Raw genomic sequence first — 18,569 nt, forward strand, 5'->3', positions numbered from 1 at the left:
CGTGCACACGGCGGCCGTCCCGGGTACCGCCCGCACCGGCGGCTCCTCGCCCGGCCACGGGGCCACCGCGGCCACCACGTGCAGCCCGTCCGCGCTGGGCCCGAGCGCCGTGCGCAGCGAGGCGAGCGCCATGTCGCGCTCCCAGCCGTGCTCGGCGGTGAGCACGGCACGCAGCTCGCGCGCGAGGTCCGCGTCGGCCTTCACGTCCTCGGCGAGCAGGTCGCCGATCCGGGCCGCCACCTCCATGGCCGCCGCGAGCCGCTCGGAGGCCGGGCCCGCCGGGGAGTCGTCGAGCAGCCACACGTAGCCGAGCACCATGCCCCGATGGCGTACCGGCAGGCAGACACGCCCCCGGAAGACGCCGGCGTCCGGCGAGGCGGGGATGCGGACCGGGCCCGTCGCCCGGGTGATGCCGAACGCCTCGAACCAGGCGCGCACCCCGGGGGACGACTTGCGGGTGAGGATCGAACGGGTGCGGACCGGGTCCATCACGAGGTCGTCGTCGCTGTCGTGGGCGCCGAAGGCGATCAGCCCGAAATCGCGGTTCTCCAGCGTCGCCGGCACGCCGACGAGCGCGGAGATCTCGTCGACCAGCTCCTGGTAGTCGCCCTTCATCCGGCCATTCTCGCACCGCTTCAGACATATGTCTGAGATCGCGGCCACGGATGCGTGACAGGTGTCGATGGCCGAGGATCGGAGCCATCTCTAGCGTGCGCAGTGGCCGCTCAGTCCCACGGCCCGCTCGATCTTCCCTGGAGGTGCCCCGTGCTGGGTCCCGTGATCCTCGCCGCGTCGCGCAGCGACGCCCTGCGCCGCACCATCTCGGCCGCGCCCCTGACCAAGCCGGTCGTCAAACGCTTCATCGCGGGCGAGACCGTCGAGGCGACCGCCCCGACCGTCGGCCGGATGGCCGACCAGGGCCTCGAAGTGACGCTCGACGTGCTCGGCGAGGACGTCACCGACCCGGCCGAGGCGACCCGCTCGCGCGACGCGTACCTGCGCCTGATCGAGGTCCTCGGCCCGCTGCAGCTCGGCGAGCGCGCCGAGATGTCCGTCAAGCTCTCCTGCATGGGCCAGGCCCTCGCCGGCGGCCACGACATCGCGCTGAAGAACGTCACCGAGATCGTCGAGGCCGCGAACGCCATCGGCACCACGGTCACGCTCGACGCCGAGGACCACACCACGATCGACTCGACGCTCGCCATCCACGCGGCGCTGCGCGAGCGCTTCCCCCGCACGGGCGCCGTCGTCCAGTCGTACCTCTTCCGCACCGAGGACGACTGCCGCGCCCTGGCCGCCGCGGGCAGCCGGGTGCGCCTGGTGAAGGGCGCCTACAAGGAGCCCGCGTCCGTCGCGTACCAGGACAAGGCCGAGGTCGACAAGGCGTACGTGCGCTGCCTGCGCACCCTCATGGACGGCGACGGCTACCCGATGGTCGGCTCGCACGACCCGCGGCTGATCGCCATCGCCCAGGAGCTCGCGCTGCGCGCCGGCCGCAAGCTGACGGACTACGAGTTCCAGATGCTGTACGGCATCCGCTCCGCCGAGCAGCACCGGCTCGCCGCCGAGGGCCACCGCATGCGCGTGTACGTGGCGTACGGCACCGACTGGTACGGCTACTTCATGCGGCGCCTCGCGGAGCGCCCCGCCAACCTCGCGTTCTTCCTGCGCTCGCTGGCCGGCCGCGGCTGAAGCGCCGGACCGCACCCGCTGCGGACGACACCCTCCCGACACCCCACGACCAGACCAGACCAGATTGGAGCGTGACGGCTGACATGGACGCCGTGACCAAGGTCCCCACCCCGGTGAACGAGCCGGTGCACGGTTACGCGCCCGGCTCGCCCGAGCGCGCACGCCTGGAGAAGAAGCTCAAGGAGCTGGCCGAGCACCCGCGCGACCTGCCCATGACCATCGGCGGCGCCAAGCGCATGGGCGGCGGCGAGCGCGTCGACGTCGTGCAGCCGCACCGCCACGCCTCCGTGCTGGGCACGTTCGCCGGCGCGACCCGCGAGGACGCGCAGGACGCCGTGGACGCGGCGCTCGCCGCGGCCCCCGCCTGGCGCGCCATGTCGTTCGACGACCGCGCGGCGATCATCCTGCGCGCCGCCGAGCTGCTGTCCGGCCCCTGGCGCGAGACCATCGCCGCCGCGACGATGCTCGGCCAGGGCAAGACGGCCCAGCAGGCCGAGATCGACGCGCCCTGCGAGCTCATCGACTTCTGGCGCTTCAACGTGAGCTACGCCCGCGACCTGCTCGCCGAGCAGCCGCCGGCGAACTCGCCCGGCGTGTGGAACCGCCTGGACCACCGCCCGCTGGAGGGCTTCGTCTACGCGATCACGCCGTTCAACTTCTCGGCGATCGCCGCCAACCTGCCGACCGCGCCCGCGCTCATGGGCAACGTCGTCGTGTGGAAGCCCTCCCCGACGCAGACGTTCGCCGCCGTGCTCCTGATGGAGCTGCTGGAGGAGGCCGGCCTGCCCAAGGGCGTCATCAACCTGGTGACGGGCGACGGCATCGCCGTGTCCGACGTGGCGCTGACGCACCGGGACCTCGCGGGCATCCACTTCACCGGCTCGACGAAGACCTTCCAGCACCTGTGGAGGACGGTCGGCGAGAACATCGAGAAGTACCGCACCTACCCGCGCATCGTCGGCGAGACCGGCGGCAAGGACTTCGTCGTCGCGCACCCGAGCGCCGACCGCGCGGTCCTGAAGACGGCCCTGACCCGCGGTGCCTTCGAGTACCAGGGCCAGAAGTGCTCGGCCACCTCGCGCGCCTACATCCCCGCGTCGATCTGGAACGACGGCTTCAAGGAGGACTTCGCGGCGGAGGTCGACGGCATCCCGATGGGTGACGTCACCGACTTCACGAACTTCATCGGCGCCGTCATCGACGAGCGCGCCTTCGCGAAGAACAAGGCGGCCATCGACCGCGCCGCCGCCGACCCGTCCTGCACGGTCGTCGCGGGCGGCACGTACGACGACTCGGTGGGCTACTTCGTGCGCCCGACCGTCATCGCGTGCACGGACCCGGCCAACGAGGTCTTCACCACCGAGTACTTCGGCCCGATCCTCGCCGTGCACGTCTACGACGACGCCGACTACGACGCCATGCTCGACCAGATGGAGTCCGTCGCGGACTACGCCCTGACCGGGTCCTTCATCTCGTCGGACCGCGCGGCCACGGCGGCGGCGATGGAGAAGCTGCGCTACGCGGCGGGCAACTTCTACATCAACGACAAGTCCACCGGCGCGGTCGTCGGCCAGCAGCCGTTCGGCGGCGCGCGCGCCTCCGGCACCAACGACAAGGCCGGCGCCCCGCAGAACCTGATGCGCTGGACGCAGACCCGCGCCATCAAGGAGGCGCTGGTCGCGCCGACCGAGTACGGGTACCCGCACATGGGCTGACGGCTCGGCCGCCGCCCGCACGCAGGCCCCCGCCCCGCGCCGACAGCCTCGGCGCGGGGCGGATGCGTGACGCGGGGCCGCTCCTCGTGAGACGTGGGGCCGCTCCCCGTGACGGCGGGACGGCCGGACGGCGGGACGCGCACGGCGTCCGCCGCGCGTACGGGACCGGGCGCCGTGCGGTGTCGGGCCCGGCGGACCGCGTTCAGGACACCCGGTGCCAGCGCGCCATGCCGAAGCAGTACAGGCCGAACAGCGCGAGCCCCAGCGCCACGCCGCCGAGCAGCCACGCCCCGGCCGGCGCGCCGGCGAACGAGCGCAGCGTGTCGTCGAAGCCCTTGGCCCGGTCCGGGTCGAAGGTGATGGCCGCCTCCAGCGCGAAGCCGCCGGCGGCCGCCACGATCAGCCCGCGCGCCACGCCCCCGGCCACGCCGGTCACGTCGATGTACCTGCGGGCCGGCCGGGACATCTCGCCGAGCTTCAGCTGCTTGTGGAAGCGGCGCCGGGCCGCCAGCACCCCCATGCACACACCGATGACGACGACGGCCACCCCCGCGAGGGCGACGAGCCAGCGGCCGCCCGTCATGCCCATCAGCCGCGCGGTCGCGTCGCGCGACTGGTGGTCGCTGGAACCGCTGCCGCTGCCCCGGTCGCCGAGCGCGAAGGCCAGGACCGAGTACGCGGCGAAGCCGTAGAAGACGCAGCGGCCGGCCGACATCAGCCGGACCCTGGCCTTGCGCCCGTCGTGCTGCGCCGCCCCGACGACCGCCTCGGACAGGCGCCACAGCGCCATGCCGGCGAGTCCGATCCCGACCGCCCACAGCAGCACCTTGCCGACGGGGTTGCCCGCCAGCTCCGCGAGCGCGCCGCCGCGGTCGGCCTGCTGCCCGCCGTGCCCGCCGTCGTAGGCGATGCGCAGCGCGAGCGCGCCGATGAGCAGATAGATCACGCCGCAGGCCGCGAACCCCCAGCGGGCGGCCACCTCCATGGCGGAACTGTCGGCGGCGCGCCGGGCGTTGTGCCGCCCTGAGCGCCACGCCCGCCCGCCGCCGTGCCGTTCCAGCCGTGCCGTCAACGCGTTCATCCCTACCCCTCCCGGTAGCCCGGCTCCCGGTGCCCCGGCTCCCGGTCTCCGGATGCCCCCGGCCGCGTGCCGGAAACGGCGCGGCCCGGCCGTCCCGGAGGCGGCCGGGCGGGCGCCGGTTTCCCCCTGGGGGGTGCTTCCCGTCTCAGATAGTAGGAAGTCCGAGTAATGATGCAGACAGCGAGGGCGGGCTCGCTTAGCTTGGAAGAGCCGAAGATGCCGCTCCATCGAGCGAACGGCGGACGTGGACGCCCCCGAGGCAGGTCACCCCTGCGGGCGCGGCCCCCGCCCCTGATCCGGCACACCTCCGCACGCCCGCACCGCGCCCCGCCGCGCGTGCGCTCCGAGCTGGCAGAAGGAGTCGATTCCCCATGGCAGAGACGACCGTCCGTCGCACCCGTGTCCGGCACACTCCCCGTCCGAGCGAGTCCGACCGCAGGAACGCGGCGGCCGCCCTCCAGCGCGCCCTCGACCGCCGTGACAACGGCGGATCCACCGGTCACTGATCGCTTCCCGGCCCGCCGCCGGTCCGTCATGTGGACGGCCGATGTCATCTTCTGGGACGAGGGTTAGGCTGCGGCCATGTCTCGCAGCATCGATCTCGCAGTGATCCCCGGTGATGGCATCGGCAAGGAAGTCGTGGCTCAGGGCCTCAAGGTCCTCGAGGCGGTCCTCCCGCAGGATGTGAAGCTGGAGACCAAGCACTACGACCTCGGCGCGGGCCGCTGGCACCGCACCGGGGAGACCCTGCCCGACGAGGAGCTCGAGGCCCTCAAGGGCCACGACGCCATCCTGCTCGGGGCGATCGGAGACCCGTCGGTGCCGTCCGGCGTCCTGGAGCGCGGGCTGCTGCTCAAGCTGCGCTTCGCGTTCGACCACTACGTGAACCTGCGCCCCTCGCGCCTCTTCCCGAACACGGAGACGCCGCTCGCCGGCAGCCCCGCCATCGACTTCGTCGTCGTGCGCGAGGGCACCGAGGGCCCCTACACGGGCAACGGCGGCTCGCTGCGCACGGGGACCCCGGCCGAGGTGGCCACCGAGGTGAGCCTTAACACGGCCTACGGCGTCGAGCGCGTCGTGCGCGACGCCTACGAGCGCGCCATGGCCCGCCCGCGCAAGAAGCTGACGCTGGTCCACAAGAACAACGTCCTCGTCTACGCCGGCCACATGTGGAAGAACATCTTCGACCGCGTGGGCCGCGAGTACCCCGAGGTCACCACGGACTACCTGCACGTCGACGCCGCGACGATCTTCCTGGTCACCGCGCCGGAGCGGTTCGACGTGATCGTCACCGACAACCTCTTCGGCGACATCCTGACCGACCTCGCCGCCGCCGTCAGCGGCGGCATCGGCCTCGCCGCGTCGGCGAACATCAACCCCGACCGCGCCTTCCCGTCGATGTTCGAGCCGGTCCACGGCTCCGCGCCGGACATCGCGGGCCAGGGCAAGGCCGACCCCACGGCGACCGTCCTGTCGGTCGCCCTGCTGCTGCGCCACCTCGGCCTCGACGCCGAGGCCGCCAGGATCGAGGAGGCCGTCTCGGCCGACCTCGCCGAGCGCGACGGCGCCCGCCGCACCACCGACGAGATCGGCGACGCGCTCGCGGTACGCGTAGCGGGCTGACCCGACGGACCCTCTTCAACGACAGCCGCCGGGTGGACACCGCTCGGCGGCTGCCGCATGCCGCCACCGGGCGTATCACCCCCTCAGTGGCCGTACTCACTCCCCTCCCGCCCTCGACCGGCGCCGCGTACGCGGGATAATCGGTCTGCGACCGCTGTTCACCGGGATACTCGGACGTCCTAGGAGGCAGCCAGGGATGTGACGCGGTCCGACACACACAACCGGTGAAGGACGATTACTCATGACCACGCCCACGATCGAGCTCAAGCCCTCGTCGAACCTGGTTCCCGCCGCCGACCGCGAGCGCATTCTGGCCAACCCCGGCTTCGGCCGGCACTTCACCGACCACATGGTCACGATCAGCTGGACGGAGGGCCGCGGCTGGCACGACGCCCAGCTGGTGCCCTACGCGCCGCTGTCCATCGACCCGGCCAACATGACGCTGCACTACGCGCAGACGATCTTCGAGGGCCTCAAGGCCTACCGCGGGGCGGACGGCTCCATCGCCACGTTCCGTCCCGAGGCGAACGCCCGCCGCTTCCAGCGCTCGGCACGCCGCATGGCGATGCCCGAGCTGCCCGAGGAGCTGTTCATCGAGGCCTGCGACATCCTGGTGCGCCAGGACGCGGCCTGGGTGCCCGAGAGCGGCGAGGAGAGCCTCTACCTGCGGCCCTTCATGTTCGCGACCGAGGTCGGCGTGGGCGTGCACCCCGCGAACGAGTTCCTCTTCATCGTGATCGCGTCCCCGGCGGGCGCGTACTTCAAGGGCGGCGTGAAGCCGGTCTCGGTGTGGATCTCCGACGACTACGTCCGCGCGGCCCCCGGCGGCACCGGCGAGGCCAAGGCGGGCGGCAACTACGCGTCGTCGCTGCTCGCCCAGGCGGAGGCCACCGCGCACGGCTGCGACCAGGTGGTGTGGCTCGACGGCGTCGAGCGCAAGTGGATCGAGGAGATGGGGACGAACAACCTCTTCTTCGTCTACGGGGACCGGGTCGTGACCCCCTCGTTCTCGGGCTCCCTGCTGGCCGGCATCGTCCGCGACTCGCTGCTGACCATCGCCGCCGACCTGGGCTACGAGGTCTCCGAGGAGCGCGTCTCCGTCGAGGACTGGCGCAGGGCGTCCGCCGACGGCTCGCTCACCGAGGTGTTCGGCTGCGGCACCGCGGCCGTGATCACCCCGGTCGGCCAGGTCCACTCCAAGGCCGGCAACTGGACCGTCCCGGCACCGGGCGAGGTCACCATGCGCCTGCGCAAGAAGCTGCTCGACATCCAGACGGGCGCCGCCGAGGACACCCACGGCTGGCTGCACCCGATCGCCTGAGCCGTACGCGACGCGAAAGGAGCCGGGGCGCGGACGCGCGCCCCGGCTCCTTTCGCGCGCGGACGGGCCCCGACCGCTCAGGCCGACTCGCCCGCGAGGGCCGCCGCCGGCGCCGGTGCCGTACGGGTCAGAGCCAGGTACGCCGCGCCGCCGACGAGCCCCGACAGCACGAACGAGCAGTCGATGCCGCCGGTCAGGTGCAGCAGCGGCCCCTCGTAGGGGGTGGACACCGCGCACATGCCGACCGCGGCGCCCACGGCCCACGAGAGGGTGGCCCGGGTGTTCCAGCCGGCCCGGTACCAGTAGACACCGCCGCGGCTGCGCCGGTTGAAGACCTGGAGCGCGTCCGGGTCGTAGTGGCCGCGCGTCCTGCGGTGCGCGATCAGCGTGATCACCGCCCAGGGCATCCCGATCGCGGTGAGCAGCAGGACGAACGTGGTCATCGCGTTCTGCGCGTCCCAGGCGAAGTGCCCGACGAAGACGAAGAGGGTGGCGACGACGGCCACCACCAGGGTGGCCCGCACCCGGGTCGCGCGCGGCAGGATCGCGTCGAGGTCGAGGCCCATCGAGTAGAGCATCAGGCCGGAGTTGCCGACGGAGCCGGCGAGCGCCACGACCAGCAGGGGCGCGAGGTACCAGCCGGGTGAGGCGTCGACCAGCGGCCCGGCGTAGTCGAGTGCCGCGTGCGCCGCGTAGGCCGTGTACGTGCCGAACAGCTGCGGCACCAGCAGCCCCAGGAACAGGCCGGCGCAGGTCGCCAGGTACACCGAGCGCCGCGAGTGGCGGCGCGGCGAGACGTAGCGCGTGTAGTCGCCGAGCAGCGTGATGAAGGCGACCGGTCCGCTCAGCCCCGCCGTCACGGCGGACAGCAGCCAGGTCGGCCAGAAGGAGCCCAGCAGGTAGGGGGTGTGCGCGGGAGCGTGCGTCGTGAGGTGCGGGGCGTACGCGAACAGGCCCACCACCAGCAGCGCGGTCATCACCACCGCGAGCGCCTTGCTCATCTTCAGCAGGAGCTGGTAGCCGTAGACCGCGCCGATCACGGTGAGCCCCGCGAGCACCGCGTAGACCAGCGTGTGGACGGCGCCGCCGGTCGCGAGGCCCGTCAGCCGCGCCAGCGTCGAGACCGTCACGTCGCCGCCGATCCACAGGGTCAGCGCGGTGTAGCCGAGCGAGAGCAGCAGCCCCACCACGGAACCGACCAGGCGGCCGCGCACCCCGAAGGCCGCGCCGCTGGAGGTGGACAGGTTGGTCGCCGTGCGCAGCGAGACCAGGGCCAGCGGCGCGGTGACCACGACCCCGGCGACGGTGCCGGCCACCACGGACGAGATCGCGGCCGCCATTCCGAGCCCGTAGGAGACCGGCAGCCAGCCGAAGATGATCACGCCGAGGCACAGGTTCGACCCCAGCAGGATGCTGATGAGGTCGCGTGGCCCGCTGGTGCGTTCGGCTTCCGGGATGGTGTCGACTCCGCGCTGTTCCGTCGGCATGGGCGCTCTCCCTGGCACTGCGTGTGCGGCGTTGGTGCGGCATCCGGTTGTGTGCGTGCATCGTGTGTCGCTCGATTTGAGTGGTGCTCAATCTGGCGCAGGCAGGTCGACCCGTCAATGTTTTCGACACATGACGTTGTTGATTTTCTTGGTTAGAGTGCTGCTCGAAAGGGAGGTGCGCATCCATGCGACTCACCCCGACGGAACGCGACCGGCTGCTGCTCTTCACCGCGGCCGGGCTCGCGAGGGCCCGCCGCGCGCGGGGCCTTCGCCTCAACGTCCCCGAGGCCACCGCACTGATCGCGGACACCGTCTGCGAGGCCGCCCGCGACGGGCGCCGGCTCACCGAGGCGATCGAGGCCGGGCGCGCCGTGCTCGGCCCCGACGACGTCCTGCCCGGCGTCGCCGCCCTCGTGGCGGAGATCCACGTGGAGGCCGTCTTCGACGACGGCTCCCGCCTCGCCGTCGTCCGCGACCCGCTGGGCGAGCCGGCCGCGCCGGCGGACGAGGCACCGGGCGCGCTGCTGCCGGGCCCGGCCCACACCGAGCGTCCGGCCGCACGCACGCTCGGCGTGCGCAACACCGCGGCCGTCCCCGTCAGCGTGACCTCGCACTTCCACTTCTTCGAGGCCAACCCCCGGCTGGACTTCGACCGCTCTGCCGCCTACGGCATGCGGCTCGCCGTGCCCGCCGGCTCGTCGGTGCGCTTCGCGCCGGGCGCCGAGGCGGAGGTGGGCCTCGTGCCGATCGGCGGCGACCGCGTCGCCATCGGCTTCGCGGGCCTCGTCGACGGCCCGCTGGACGCGCCCGGTGCCCGCGAGGAGGCGCTGCGGCGCGCCGCGGCCTGCGGCTACCTCGGGGCGGCCGGGGCTCCGGAGCGCGACAACGAGACGGAAGGCGGCGAGTGATGGACGCACACGAGTACGCGGCGGTGCACGGCCCCCGCGCCGGCGATCGTGTCCGGCTCGGCGACAGCGGCCTCGTCGTCCGCGTCGAGTCCGACGCGCAGCGGCCCGGGGACGAGTTCCTCGCGGGGTTCGGCAAGACCGCCCGCGACGGCCTGCACCTCAAGGCCGCTGCCGTCCGCGAGACCTGCGACGTCGTCATCAGCAACGTCCTCGTCATCGACGCGGTCGCCGGCATCCGCAAGGTGTCGATCGGCGTGCGGGAGGGCCGGATATCGGCCATCGGCCGCGCCGGCAACCCCGACACCCTCGACGGGGTGGACGTCGTCGTCGGCACCGGCACCACGATCGTCTCCGGCGAGGGGCTCATCGCCACGGCGGGCGCCGTGGACACGCACGTGCACCTGCTGTCCCCCCGGGTCATGGAGGCCTCCCTCGCCTCCGGCGTCACCACGATCATCGGCCAGGAGTTCGGGCCGGTGTGGGGCGTGGGCGTCAACTCGCCCTGGGCGCTGCGGCACGCGTTCGGCGCCTTCGACGCCTGGCCCGTCAACATCGGCTTCCTCGCCCGGGGTTCGTCCTCCGACCCGGCGCCGCTGGTCGAGGCCCTGGAGGAGGGCGGGGCGAGCGGGTTCAAGGTGCACGAGGACATGGGCGCGCACGCCCGCGCCCTGGACACCGCCCTGCGCGTCGCCGAGGAGCACGACGTCCAGGTGGCCCTGCACAGCGACGGGCTGAACGAGTCGTTGAGCGTCGAGGACACCGTGAGCGTGCTGGAGGGCCGGACCGTCCACGCCTTCCACATCGAGGGCTGCGGGGGCGGCCACGTGCCGAACGTGCTGCGCATGGCCGGCGTCCCGAACATCATCGGCTCGTCCACCAACCCCACCCTGCCCTTCGGCCGGGACGCAGTCGCCGAGCACTACGGCATGATCGTCTCCGTCCACGGCCTCAAGCCGGACCTGCCCGGCGACGCGGCGCTCGCCCGCGACCGGATCCGGGCCGGGACGATGGGGGCCGAGGACGTCCTGCACGACCTCGGCGCCATCGGCATCACCTCCTCCGACGCCCAGGGCATGGGCCGGGCGGGGGAGACCGTGCGGCGCACCTTCGCGATGGCCGCGAAGATGAAGGCCGAGCGCGGACCCCTGGCGGGCGACGGCGACGGGGGCGGCGCGACGGGCGCCGACGACAACGCGCGCGTCCTGCGCTACATCGCGAAGCTCACCATCAACCCGGCCCTGGCCCACGGCCTCGCGCACGAGGTCGGCTCCCTGGAGGTCGGCAAGCTGGCCGACATCGTGCTGTGGCGGCCGGGCTCCTTCGGTGCCAAGCCGCAGCTCGTCCTCAAGTCCGGCTTCCCCGCCTACGGCGTGACCGGCGACCCGAACGCGGCCACCGACGACTGCGAACCGCTCGTCCTCGGCCCGCAGTTCGGCGCGTACGGAGCCACGCCGGCGGACCTGTCGGTCGCGTTCGTCGCCGGGGCGGCGGCCGGCTCGGGCGCCGACCGCATGCCCACGCGCCGCCGCCGCGTCGCGGTGGCCGGCACGCGCGGCATCGGGCCGCGCGACCTCGTGCACAACTCCCGTACCGGCGACGTCAGGGTCGACCCGGACACCGGCCTCGTCACGCTGGACGGCGAGCAGGTGCGGTCCGGCCCCGCCGACTCCGTGCCGCTCAACCGCCTCTACTTCCTGTGACGCCGGCAGGCCCCGCCCGCTCCCCGTGACGCGGGCGAGCCCCCACCGGACCGCGCCGGCACCCGGCCCCTCCCCGTCCCGGCCCCCTTCCCTTACCGACCCGACCCGCCCCGCCTTCTGTGAGGACAGCCGTGTTCCGCATGCCACCCGAATGGGCCCCCCACGAGCGCACCTGGATGGCCTGGCCCGGCCCCAACACCACCTTCGCCACCCCGGACGCGCTGGCCGCCGCCGAGCGCGCCTGGGCCGAGGTGGCCCGCGCCGTCCTGCGCTTCGAACCCGTCACGATGGTCGTCCCCACCGGCCGCGCGGCGCGCGCCCGCGCCCTGCTCGGGCCGGACGTCGACCTCGTCGAACGCGAGCTGGACGACGCCTGGATGCGCGACATCGGCCCGACCTTCGTCACCGACGGGCCCCGGCTCGCCGCCGTCGACTGGACGTTCAACGGCTGGGGCGCACAGGAGTGGGCGCGCTGGGAGCACGACGCGAAGATCGCGGCGGGCGTCGGTGACCTCGCCGGGGCGGAGGTCCATCCCTCCGCGCTCGTCAACGAGGGCGGCGGGGTGCACGTCGACGGCGAGGGCACGGTCCTGCTCACGGAGACGGTGCAGCTCGGCCCCGAGCGCAACCCCGGCTGGACCCGCGAGCAAGTCGAAGCCGAGGTCCACGCGCGGCTCGGCACCACGAAGGCGATCTGGCTGCCGCGCGGACTCAGCGCCGACTACGGCCGCTACGGCACCCGCGGGCACGTCGACATCGTCGCCGCCTTCGCCGCACCCGGCGTCGTCCTCGCCCACACCCAGCCCGACCCGGCCCACCCCGACCACGAGCCGTGCGCGCGCAACGTCGCGCTGCTCCGGGCCGCCACCGACGCGCGCGGCCGGCCCCTGGAGGTGATCGAGGTGCCCGCGCCCACCGTGCTGCGCCAGGACGGCGAGTGGGTCGACCACTCGTACATCAACCACTACCTCTGCAACGGGGGAGTCGTGCTGTGCGGCTTCGACGACCCGCGCGACGCCGGGGCCGCGGCGCTGTTCGCCGACCTGTTCCCCGGGCGCGAGGTCGTCCAGGTCGACGCCCGGACGATCTTCGCCGCGGGCGGCGGCATCCACTGCATCACCCAGCAGCAACCCGCCACCTGAGACGGGACCACCGCGGCACATCCGGTACAACGTAGGCATGACCGTGTCCCCGCGCCGCCGCCAGACCGCCCCGCCGCGCGAGGACGTGCTCGCCGCCGCCATGGCCACCATCGCCGAGCACGGCCTCGACGCGCTGACCATGGCGGGGCTCGGCCGCGAGGTCGGCATGAGCAGCGGCCACCTCCTGTACTACTTCCGCACCAAGGACGAGCTGCTGCTGCGCACCCTGGAGTGGAGCGAGGGGCGCCTCGGCGCGGAGCGCAGCGCGCTGCTGTCCCGGCGGGGCGGCGCCGCCGAGCGGCTCGACGGCTACGTCCGCCTGTACCTGCCCGACGGCCACCGCGACCCGCACTGGACGCTGTGGCTCGAGGTGTGGAGCAGCTCGCAGGACGCGCCGGAGGACGCCCGCGACCGCCAGGCCGCCGTCGAGGGCGCCTGGCACCGGGACCTGGTGGCGCTGCTGGCCGAGGGCATCTCGCGGGGCGAGTTCCGGGGCGTCGACCCGGACCGGTACGCGACCCGCCTGCGGGCCATGCTGGACGGCCTGAGCATCCACGTGGTCGTCGGCCTGCCGGGCACCGGGCGCGAGGAGGCCCTCGCCCACGTGCGGGAATTCCTGGCGGAGACCCTGAGCGCGCCCGCATCGTGAGACACACCGTCCGGGAGTGCGAACCCGTGCCAGAATCGGAACGTGCTCTCGTTCGCCATGATTATCGGCAGCAGGCGCGCCGGTCCACGTTGACCGTCCCGTACACCTGACGTACGCGGCGGCATCCGTGCCACGACCCGCGCGCAGACCTCTCGCATCCGCGAGGGGTCTTTTCGTTTTCCAGGCGGCCTCCGCGCCATCCCGACAGGAGCAACTCCATGACCACCCCTTCCACGGCCCCCGACGACACGTTCCACGTCTTCGACACGACGCTGCGCGACGGCGCCCAGCGCGAGGGCATCAACCTCACGGTGGCGGACAAGCTGGCCATCGCCCGGTACCTGGACGAGTTCGGCGTGGGGTTCATCGAGGGCGGGTGGCCGGGCGCGAACCCGCGCGACACGGAGTTCTTCGCCCGGGCGCGCGAGGAGATCGACTTCCGGCACGCCCAGCTCGTCGCGTTCGGCTCCACCCGCAGGGCCGGCGGCCAGGCGTCCACCGATGCCCAGGTCAGAGGGCTGGTGGAGTCGGGGGCGCCGGTGGTGACGCTGGTGGCGAAGTCCCACGACCGGCACGTGGAGCTGGCGCTGCGCACCACGCTGGAGGAGAACCTGGAGATGATCCGCGACACCGTCTCCTACCTGCGCGAGCAGGGCCGGCGGGTCTTCGTGGACTGCGAGCACTTCTTCGACGGCTACCGGGCGAACCCGCAGTACGCCCTCTCCGTGGTGCGCACGGCGTCCGAGGCGGGGGCCGACGTGGTCGTGCTGTGCGACACCAACGGCGGGATGCTGCCCTCGGGGGTGCACGCGACCGTGGCGGAGGTGCTCGCGGCGACCGGCGCCCGGCTCGGGATCCACGCCCAGGACGACTCCGGCTGCGCGGTGGCCAACACCTTCGCGGCCGTCGAGGCGGGTGCCACGCACGTCCAGTGCACCGCGAACGGCTACGGCGAGCGGGTCGGCAACTGCAACCTCTTCCCGGTGGCCGCCGCCCTGGAGCTCAAGTACGACCGCCGGGTCCTGCCGGCGGGCGCCCTCGCGGAGATGACGCGGATCTCGCACGCGATCGCGGAGGTCGTGAACCTCGCGCCGTCCACGCACCAGCCCTATGTCGGCGTCTCCGCCTTCGCCCACAAGGGCGGCCTGCACGCCTCCGCGATCAAGGTCGACCCCGACCTGTACCAGCACATCGACCCCGAGGTCGTCGGCAACACCATGCGCATGCTGGTCTCCGACATGGCGGGCCGCGCCTCGGTCGAGCTCAAGGGCCGCGAGCTCGGCTTCGACCTCAGCGGGGACCGCGACCTCGTCGGCCGGGTCGTCGCCCGCGTCAAGGAGCGGGAACTGCGGGGTTACACGTACGAGGCGGCGGACGCCTCCTTCGAGCTGATGCTGCGCGCGGAGGCCGAGGGGCGGCCGCTCGCGTACTTCCGCACCGAGTCGTGGCGCGCCATCGTCGAGGACCGGCCCGACGGCAGCCACGCCAACGAGGCCACCGTGAAGCTGTGGGCCAAGGGCGAGCGCATCGTCGCCACGGGCGAGGGCAACGGCCCGGTGAACGCGCTGGACCTCGCGATGCGGGCGGGCCTGGAACGCATCTACCCGCAGCTCGCGTCCTTCCAGCTCGTGGACTACAAGGTCCGCATCCTGGAGGGCAAGCAGGGCACCGAGTCCACCACCCGCGTGCTGATCACGACCTCGGACGGCAGCACCGAGTGGTCCACCGTGGGCGTCGGCGAGAACGTCATCGCCGCGTCCTGGCACGCGCTGAGCGACGCGTACACCTACGGGCTGCTGCGGGCCGGGGTGGAGCCGGCCCAGGAGTAGCCGTGCGGGGCCCGGGGTGCGCACACCCCGGGCCCCGCACGGCGCCCCGCCGGCCGCGGCCGTGATCCGCGGCCCGCGGGGCGCCCGCGGGCCCGGCCCCACCCGTCGGGGCCCGGCCCGCGGGGTCGGACGCGCCCGGGCGTCGGGCGCTGTGCCGGTGGACCGCGGGACTACTGGAAGGTCCACTTCTGGTTGGACGTCCCGGTGCACGTCCACAGCTGCACCGGCGTGCTGTTCGCCGAGGACTGCCCGGTCACGTCGAGGCACTTGTTGGCCGCGGTGTTGACCACGTCGCCCGACGACTCGATGCGCCACTGCTGGGCGCCCGTGCCGTTGCAGTCGTAGAGCTGCACCTTTGCCCCGTCGGACGTCGACGCCGCGTTGACGTCGAGGCACTTGCCGAGCGCCTTGACGGTGCCGTCCGAGCCGACCGACCACTGCTGGGCACCGGTGCCGTTGCAGTCGTAGAGGTCCACGGCCGTGCCGTTGGCGCTGTTGGCGCCGGCGACGTCCAGGCACTTGCCCGCGAGGCCCTTGAACGTGCCCGTCTTCGCCGTCGGCCCGCCGGCCTGCGTGCCCGACCAGGTGAAGGTCGCGGACGTGTGCGCCGGGACGGAGTAACCGAAGCTCTGGCCGCCCCAGTTGACCCGCACCTGCTGCGCCGAGCCGGAACCGTTGTACGCGATCAGCGCCTTGGAGCCGTCCGGGTTCTGGAAGGCGACGTTCGGCAGCGAGCTGGACGCCGTCGAGGCGATCCGGGTCGCGCCCGGCTTCACGAACTTGGTGACCTGGCCCATCGTGTAGTACTCGATGGTGTAGTCGACCTTGCCGCTGCCGTCGTTGTGCACGGTGACGAGGCCGGTGCAGGTGTCGCAGCCGCCGTTGTGCGGACCCATGTGCTCGTCCACGGCGAGCGACCACTTGACCCAGGACTGCCCCCAGTTGCGGAAGTAGTCGACGAGGTTGTTCATGTCCTCGTTCTGCTGGTCGCCGATCCAGGTGCCGCCCGAGTGCTCGGTGTCGAAGGCGGGCACGTTCGGGTACTGGGTGTGCACGGTCGACTGGACGTCGATGTGCCCCGTGTAGCCGTGGTAGGCGATGCCGCCGAAGTTCGGGTGGTTGCGGATCGCGGCGTCGTCGAGGCTGGGCGCGGCGAACGACTGGTAGGAGTCCGGGTTCCAGTCCAGCGCCAGGACCTTGGTCTTCAGGCCCGCGTTCTGCAGCGCCGGCAGCAGGTTGTTCTTGGCGAAGAACGCGAGTCCGGAGCCGTTCCAGTTCATCCCGGGGTAGTTGGCGCCGACCGTCGGCTCGTTCTGCTCGGAGACGTAGTCGATCGGTATGCCGGCCGCCTGGAAGCCCTGGATGTACTTGACGAAGTACTGGGCGTAGGCGCCGTAGTACTGGGACTGCAGCCAGCCCCCGACGTAGTTGTTGTTGTCCTTCATCCACGGCGGCGCGGTCCACGGCGAGGCCATCACCGTCAGCGCCGGGTTGAGCTGCTTGGCCTGCTTCGTCAGCGGGATGACGTCGGCCTGGTCGTGCGCGAGCGAGAACCGCGACAGGCTCGGGTCGACGGCGCCGTCGTCGTACGTGTAGCTGTTGCGCGCCAGGTCCGAGGCGCCCATGGGGTTGCGCAGGAAGCTCACGCCGATGCCGCTGCTCGGGGAGAACAGCTTGTTCATCACGTCGGTGCGGGCCGACTGCGACAGGGCGCCGCTGCTGTTCATCAGGTACGCGGCGGTGTCGGTGAACGACGCGCCGGCTCCGGTGAACTTCTGGTACTTGGTGTTCTCGTCGACCGTCACGGCGGTGCCCGAGCCGCCCGTGCCGGACTGGAAGGTGACGGGGGTCTGCGCCTGCAGGCCCCGGGTGACATGGCGCCCGCCGGCGTCGTCGGTGCTGGTGAGGGTGATGTTGACCTGCTCGTTCGCGGCCTGCGCGGGTACCGCCGCGAGGCCCGTGAGGCCGGCCGTGGCCAGCGCGCCGGCGAGCGCGACGCTCGCGAGGCGGCGGCCGCGGCCGGCCGCTTGGCGGGTGGTGAGCTGCATGGTGGGGCTGCCCTTCTCGACACTGAGGTGGGGGAGCGATTCAGGGTGCGGCGCGAGTGAACTGCGCCCCCGGAGATCCGTCAAGAGGTCGCGTTTTCAGGACCTGAAGACGACACGGCCCCGCTCCGGGCCTGACCTGCGGCCCAACTCCCGTGTAACAAAGGTGCGGACCAATGTCCGCGTGAAGTGTTGACGGCACGTCGGGGGAGCGGTTGACTCACCTCTCGGCGCCGGTACCGGTTCCGGAACCGGTTGCGGTACCGGCAGCATTTCTCTCGGGCTGCGCGAAAGCAGAGGTCAGCATGCGTGTGACGATCGGGGACGTCGCACGCGAGGCGGGCGTCAGCAAGACGACGGTTTCGCGCGTCATCAATACCAGAAGTGAAGTCGACGGAGCGACGGCCGCCCGCGTGCGCGACGTCATCGGCAGGCTCGGCTACGTGCCGAGTTCCGGCGCCGTCGGCCTCGCCCGGGGCAGCAGCCGCACCGTCGGCATGCTCGTTCCCTCGCTCACCTGGTCCTGGATCGCCGAGGTGCTCCAGGGCGTCGTGGACACCGTGGAGGCGGCCGGCTACGGCCTGCTCCTCTACACCTGCAACCGGGGCACGGAGTCCGTGGAGCGCTTCGCCGAGCAGGTCTCGGCCCGCGCGTTCGACGGGCTCCTCGTCGTCGAACCCGAGAACACGCTCGACACCATCGCCGCCATGCACCGCGGGGGACTGCCCGTCGTCCTGATCGACGACCGGGGCCGGCACCCCGCCTTCCCCTCGGTGGTGACCACCAACCACGCGGGCGCCGCCTCGGCCGCCCGCCACCTGCAGGAGAGCGGCCGCACCCGGCCGCTCGTCGTGACCGGCCCGGAGCACTTCCCGTGCGTACGCGACCGGCTGCGCGGCTTCGCCGAGGTCCTGCCCGAACACCACGTCGAACCGGGCGACTTCAGCGAGCGGTCCGGACGCGTGGCCGTGGAGCGCCACCTGGCCGCGGGCACCCGGTTCGACTCGGTCTTCGCGCACAACGACCTCAGTGCCGCGGGCGCGCTGCGCGCCCTGCGCGCCGCCGGCCGCTCCGTGCCCGAGGACATCGCCGTGATCGGGTTCGACGACCTGCCGATGGCCCGCCACACGGAACCGCCGCTCACCACCGTCCGCCAGCCGGCGCGGCTGCTCGGCGAGACCGCGGCCCGGCTGCTCCTCGGCCACCTCGGCGGCACCCCGGCGCCGGACGAGCCGGTGGTCCTCCCGACGGAACTCGTGGTGCGGCGCTCCGCGCCGTGAGCGAAGCGCGCACCCGGCCCCGCCGCCGACCGCGCTTCCGACCGCCGACGGCCGCGCCCCTGACCGCCGGCCACCGGCCGCGGGCTGTCCCCGGCTC

At 72.8% G+C, this 18,569-nt stretch carries 14 protein-coding genes and 1 pseudogene; 11 read left to right on the top strand and 4 right to left on the bottom strand.

Annotated features, from left to right (window positions below; genetic code table 11):
* Positions 1-615, bottom strand: a pseudogene (locus L1885_RS04165) (PucR family transcriptional regulator); the annotation flags it as partial.
* Positions 616-765: 150 nt separating this feature from the next.
* On the opposite strand from L1885_RS04165, the gene L1885_RS04170 reads away from it, so the two are divergent.
* Both L1885_RS04170 and pruA read left to right on the top strand, forming a co-directional pair.
* Positions 766-1,692 carry a proline dehydrogenase family protein gene (locus tag L1885_RS04170; RefSeq protein WP_235795592.1) on the top strand — a complete coding sequence of 309 codons (927 nt, stop codon included), beginning with the start codon at positions 766-768 and terminating at the stop codon, positions 1,690-1,692.
* Between the two features lie 83 nt (positions 1,693-1,775).
* On the top strand, positions 1,776-3,407 hold the full coding sequence (pruA, locus tag L1885_RS04175) for an L-glutamate gamma-semialdehyde dehydrogenase (RefSeq protein ID WP_235795610.1): 1,632 nt from the start codon (positions 1,776-1,778) through the stop codon (positions 3,405-3,407).
* A 202-nt stretch (positions 3,408-3,609) separates the two neighbouring features.
* Here the strand turns inward: pruA and L1885_RS04180 are convergent, their stop codons facing one another.
* Positions 3,610-4,488: a DUF1206 domain-containing protein gene (locus tag L1885_RS04180; protein WP_235795593.1), complete on the bottom strand. Its 879-nt coding sequence runs from the start codon at positions 4,486-4,488 to the stop codon at positions 3,610-3,612.
* 371 nt (positions 4,489-4,859) lie between these two features.
* Between L1885_RS04180 and L1885_RS28820 the strand changes: the two genes are divergently transcribed.
* The 3 genes from L1885_RS28820 to L1885_RS04190 all read left to right on the top strand — a co-directional run bounded on the left by L1885_RS28820 (position 4,860) and on the right by L1885_RS04190 (position 7,432).
* On the top strand, positions 4,860-4,994 hold the full coding sequence (locus L1885_RS28820) for a hypothetical protein (protein WP_268983585.1): 135 nt from the start codon (positions 4,860-4,862) through the stop codon (positions 4,992-4,994).
* A 76-nt stretch (positions 4,995-5,070) separates the two neighbouring features.
* On the top strand, positions 5,071-6,111 hold the full coding sequence (locus L1885_RS04185) for a 3-isopropylmalate dehydrogenase (protein WP_235795594.1): 1,041 nt from the start codon (positions 5,071-5,073) through the stop codon (positions 6,109-6,111).
* 241 nt (positions 6,112-6,352) lie between these two features.
* Complete coding sequence (locus tag L1885_RS04190) at positions 6,353-7,432, top strand: branched-chain amino acid aminotransferase (protein ID WP_235795595.1); 1,080 nt, start codon at positions 6,353-6,355, stop codon at positions 7,430-7,432.
* A gap of 77 nt (positions 7,433-7,509) precedes the next feature.
* Here L1885_RS04190 and L1885_RS04195 read toward each other — a convergent pair whose 3' ends face one another.
* On the bottom strand, positions 7,510-8,919 hold the full coding sequence (locus L1885_RS04195; RefSeq protein ID WP_235795596.1) for a cytosine permease: 1,410 nt from the start codon (positions 8,917-8,919) through the stop codon (positions 7,510-7,512).
* Between the two features lie 185 nt (positions 8,920-9,104).
* On the opposite strand from L1885_RS04195, the gene ureA reads away from it, so the two are divergent.
* From ureA to cimA, 5 genes are all read left to right on the top strand, one after another.
* Positions 9,105-9,827 (top strand): urease subunit gamma, encoded by a 723-nt coding sequence (ureA, locus tag L1885_RS04200; protein WP_235795597.1) that lies wholly within the window; start codon positions 9,105-9,107, stop codon positions 9,825-9,827.
* Positions 9,827-11,527 carry an urease subunit alpha gene (locus L1885_RS04205; protein WP_235795598.1) on the top strand — a complete coding sequence of 567 codons (1,701 nt, stop codon included), beginning with the start codon at positions 9,827-9,829 and terminating at the stop codon, positions 11,525-11,527. Before ureA ends, L1885_RS04205 begins: the two co-directional genes overlap by 1 nt.
* Before the next feature lie 140 nt (positions 11,528-11,667).
* A complete protein-coding gene (locus L1885_RS04210; RefSeq protein ID WP_235795611.1) occupies positions 11,668-12,669 on the top strand; it encodes an agmatine deiminase family protein in 1,002 nt (333 codons plus the stop codon).
* 37 nt (positions 12,670-12,706) lie between these two features.
* Positions 12,707-13,318 carry a TetR/AcrR family transcriptional regulator gene (locus L1885_RS04215; RefSeq protein WP_235795599.1) on the top strand — a complete coding sequence of 204 codons (612 nt, stop codon included), beginning with the start codon at positions 12,707-12,709 and terminating at the stop codon, positions 13,316-13,318.
* A 218-nt stretch (positions 13,319-13,536) separates the two neighbouring features.
* A complete protein-coding gene (gene cimA, locus L1885_RS04220) occupies positions 13,537-15,147 on the top strand; it encodes a citramalate synthase (protein ID WP_235795600.1) in 1,611 nt (536 codons plus the stop codon).
* Positions 15,148-15,317: 170 nt separating this feature from the next.
* Here the strand turns inward: cimA and L1885_RS04225 are convergent, their stop codons facing one another.
* Positions 15,318-17,195, bottom strand: coding sequence for a ricin-type beta-trefoil lectin domain protein (locus L1885_RS04225; protein ID WP_235795601.1), 1,878 nt, complete (start codon positions 17,193-17,195; stop codon positions 15,318-15,320).
* A 302-nt stretch (positions 17,196-17,497) separates the two neighbouring features.
* On the opposite strand from L1885_RS04225, the gene L1885_RS04230 reads away from it, so the two are divergent.
* Positions 17,498-18,472 carry a LacI family DNA-binding transcriptional regulator gene (locus L1885_RS04230; RefSeq protein WP_235795602.1) on the top strand — a complete coding sequence of 325 codons (975 nt, stop codon included), beginning with the start codon at positions 17,498-17,500 and terminating at the stop codon, positions 18,470-18,472.
* The last annotated feature ends 97 nt before the right edge of the window (positions 18,473-18,569 follow it).

The organism is Streptomyces fuscigenes, from assembly GCF_021556455.1.
In the GTDB taxonomy this organism is placed as follows: Bacteria; Actinomycetota; Actinomycetes; order Streptomycetales; family Streptomycetaceae; genus Streptomyces; species Streptomyces fuscigenes.

Bases quoted from the DNA above. Each gene is read 5' to 3' on its own strand.
- L1885_RS04185 (WP_235795594.1), top strand. From the start codon at position 5,071: ATGTCTCGCAGCATCGATCTCGCAGTGATCCCCGGTGATGGCATCGGC.
- L1885_RS28820 (WP_268983585.1), top strand. From the start codon at position 4,860: ATGGCAGAGACGACCGTCCGTCGCACCCGTGTCCGGCACACTCCCCGT.
- L1885_RS04215 (WP_235795599.1), top strand. From the start codon at position 12,707: ATGACCGTGTCCCCGCGCCGCCGCCAGACCGCCCCGCCGCGCGAGGAC.
- cimA (WP_235795600.1), top strand. From the start codon at position 13,537: ATGACCACCCCTTCCACGGCCCCCGACGACACGTTCCACGTCTTCGAC.
- L1885_RS04180 (WP_235795593.1), bottom strand. From the start codon at position 4,488: ATGAACGCGTTGACGGCACGGCTGGAACGGCACGGCGGCGGGCGGGCG.
- pruA (WP_235795610.1), top strand. From the start codon at position 1,776: ATGGACGCCGTGACCAAGGTCCCCACCCCGGTGAACGAGCCGGTGCAC.
- ureA (WP_235795597.1), top strand. From the start codon at position 9,105: ATGCGACTCACCCCGACGGAACGCGACCGGCTGCTGCTCTTCACCGCG.
- L1885_RS04225 (WP_235795601.1), bottom strand. From the start codon at position 17,195: ATGCAGCTCACCACCCGCCAAGCGGCCGGCCGCGGCCGCCGCCTCGCG.
- L1885_RS04210 (WP_235795611.1), top strand. From the start codon at position 11,668: ATGCCACCCGAATGGGCCCCCCACGAGCGCACCTGGATGGCCTGGCCC.
- L1885_RS04230 (WP_235795602.1), top strand. From the start codon at position 17,498: ATGCGTGTGACGATCGGGGACGTCGCACGCGAGGCGGGCGTCAGCAAG.
- L1885_RS04190 (WP_235795595.1), top strand. From the start codon at position 6,353: ATGACCACGCCCACGATCGAGCTCAAGCCCTCGTCGAACCTGGTTCCC.
- L1885_RS04195 (WP_235795596.1), bottom strand. From the start codon at position 8,919: ATGCCGACGGAACAGCGCGGAGTCGACACCATCCCGGAAGCCGAACGC.
- L1885_RS04205 (WP_235795598.1), top strand. From the start codon at position 9,827: ATGGACGCACACGAGTACGCGGCGGTGCACGGCCCCCGCGCCGGCGAT.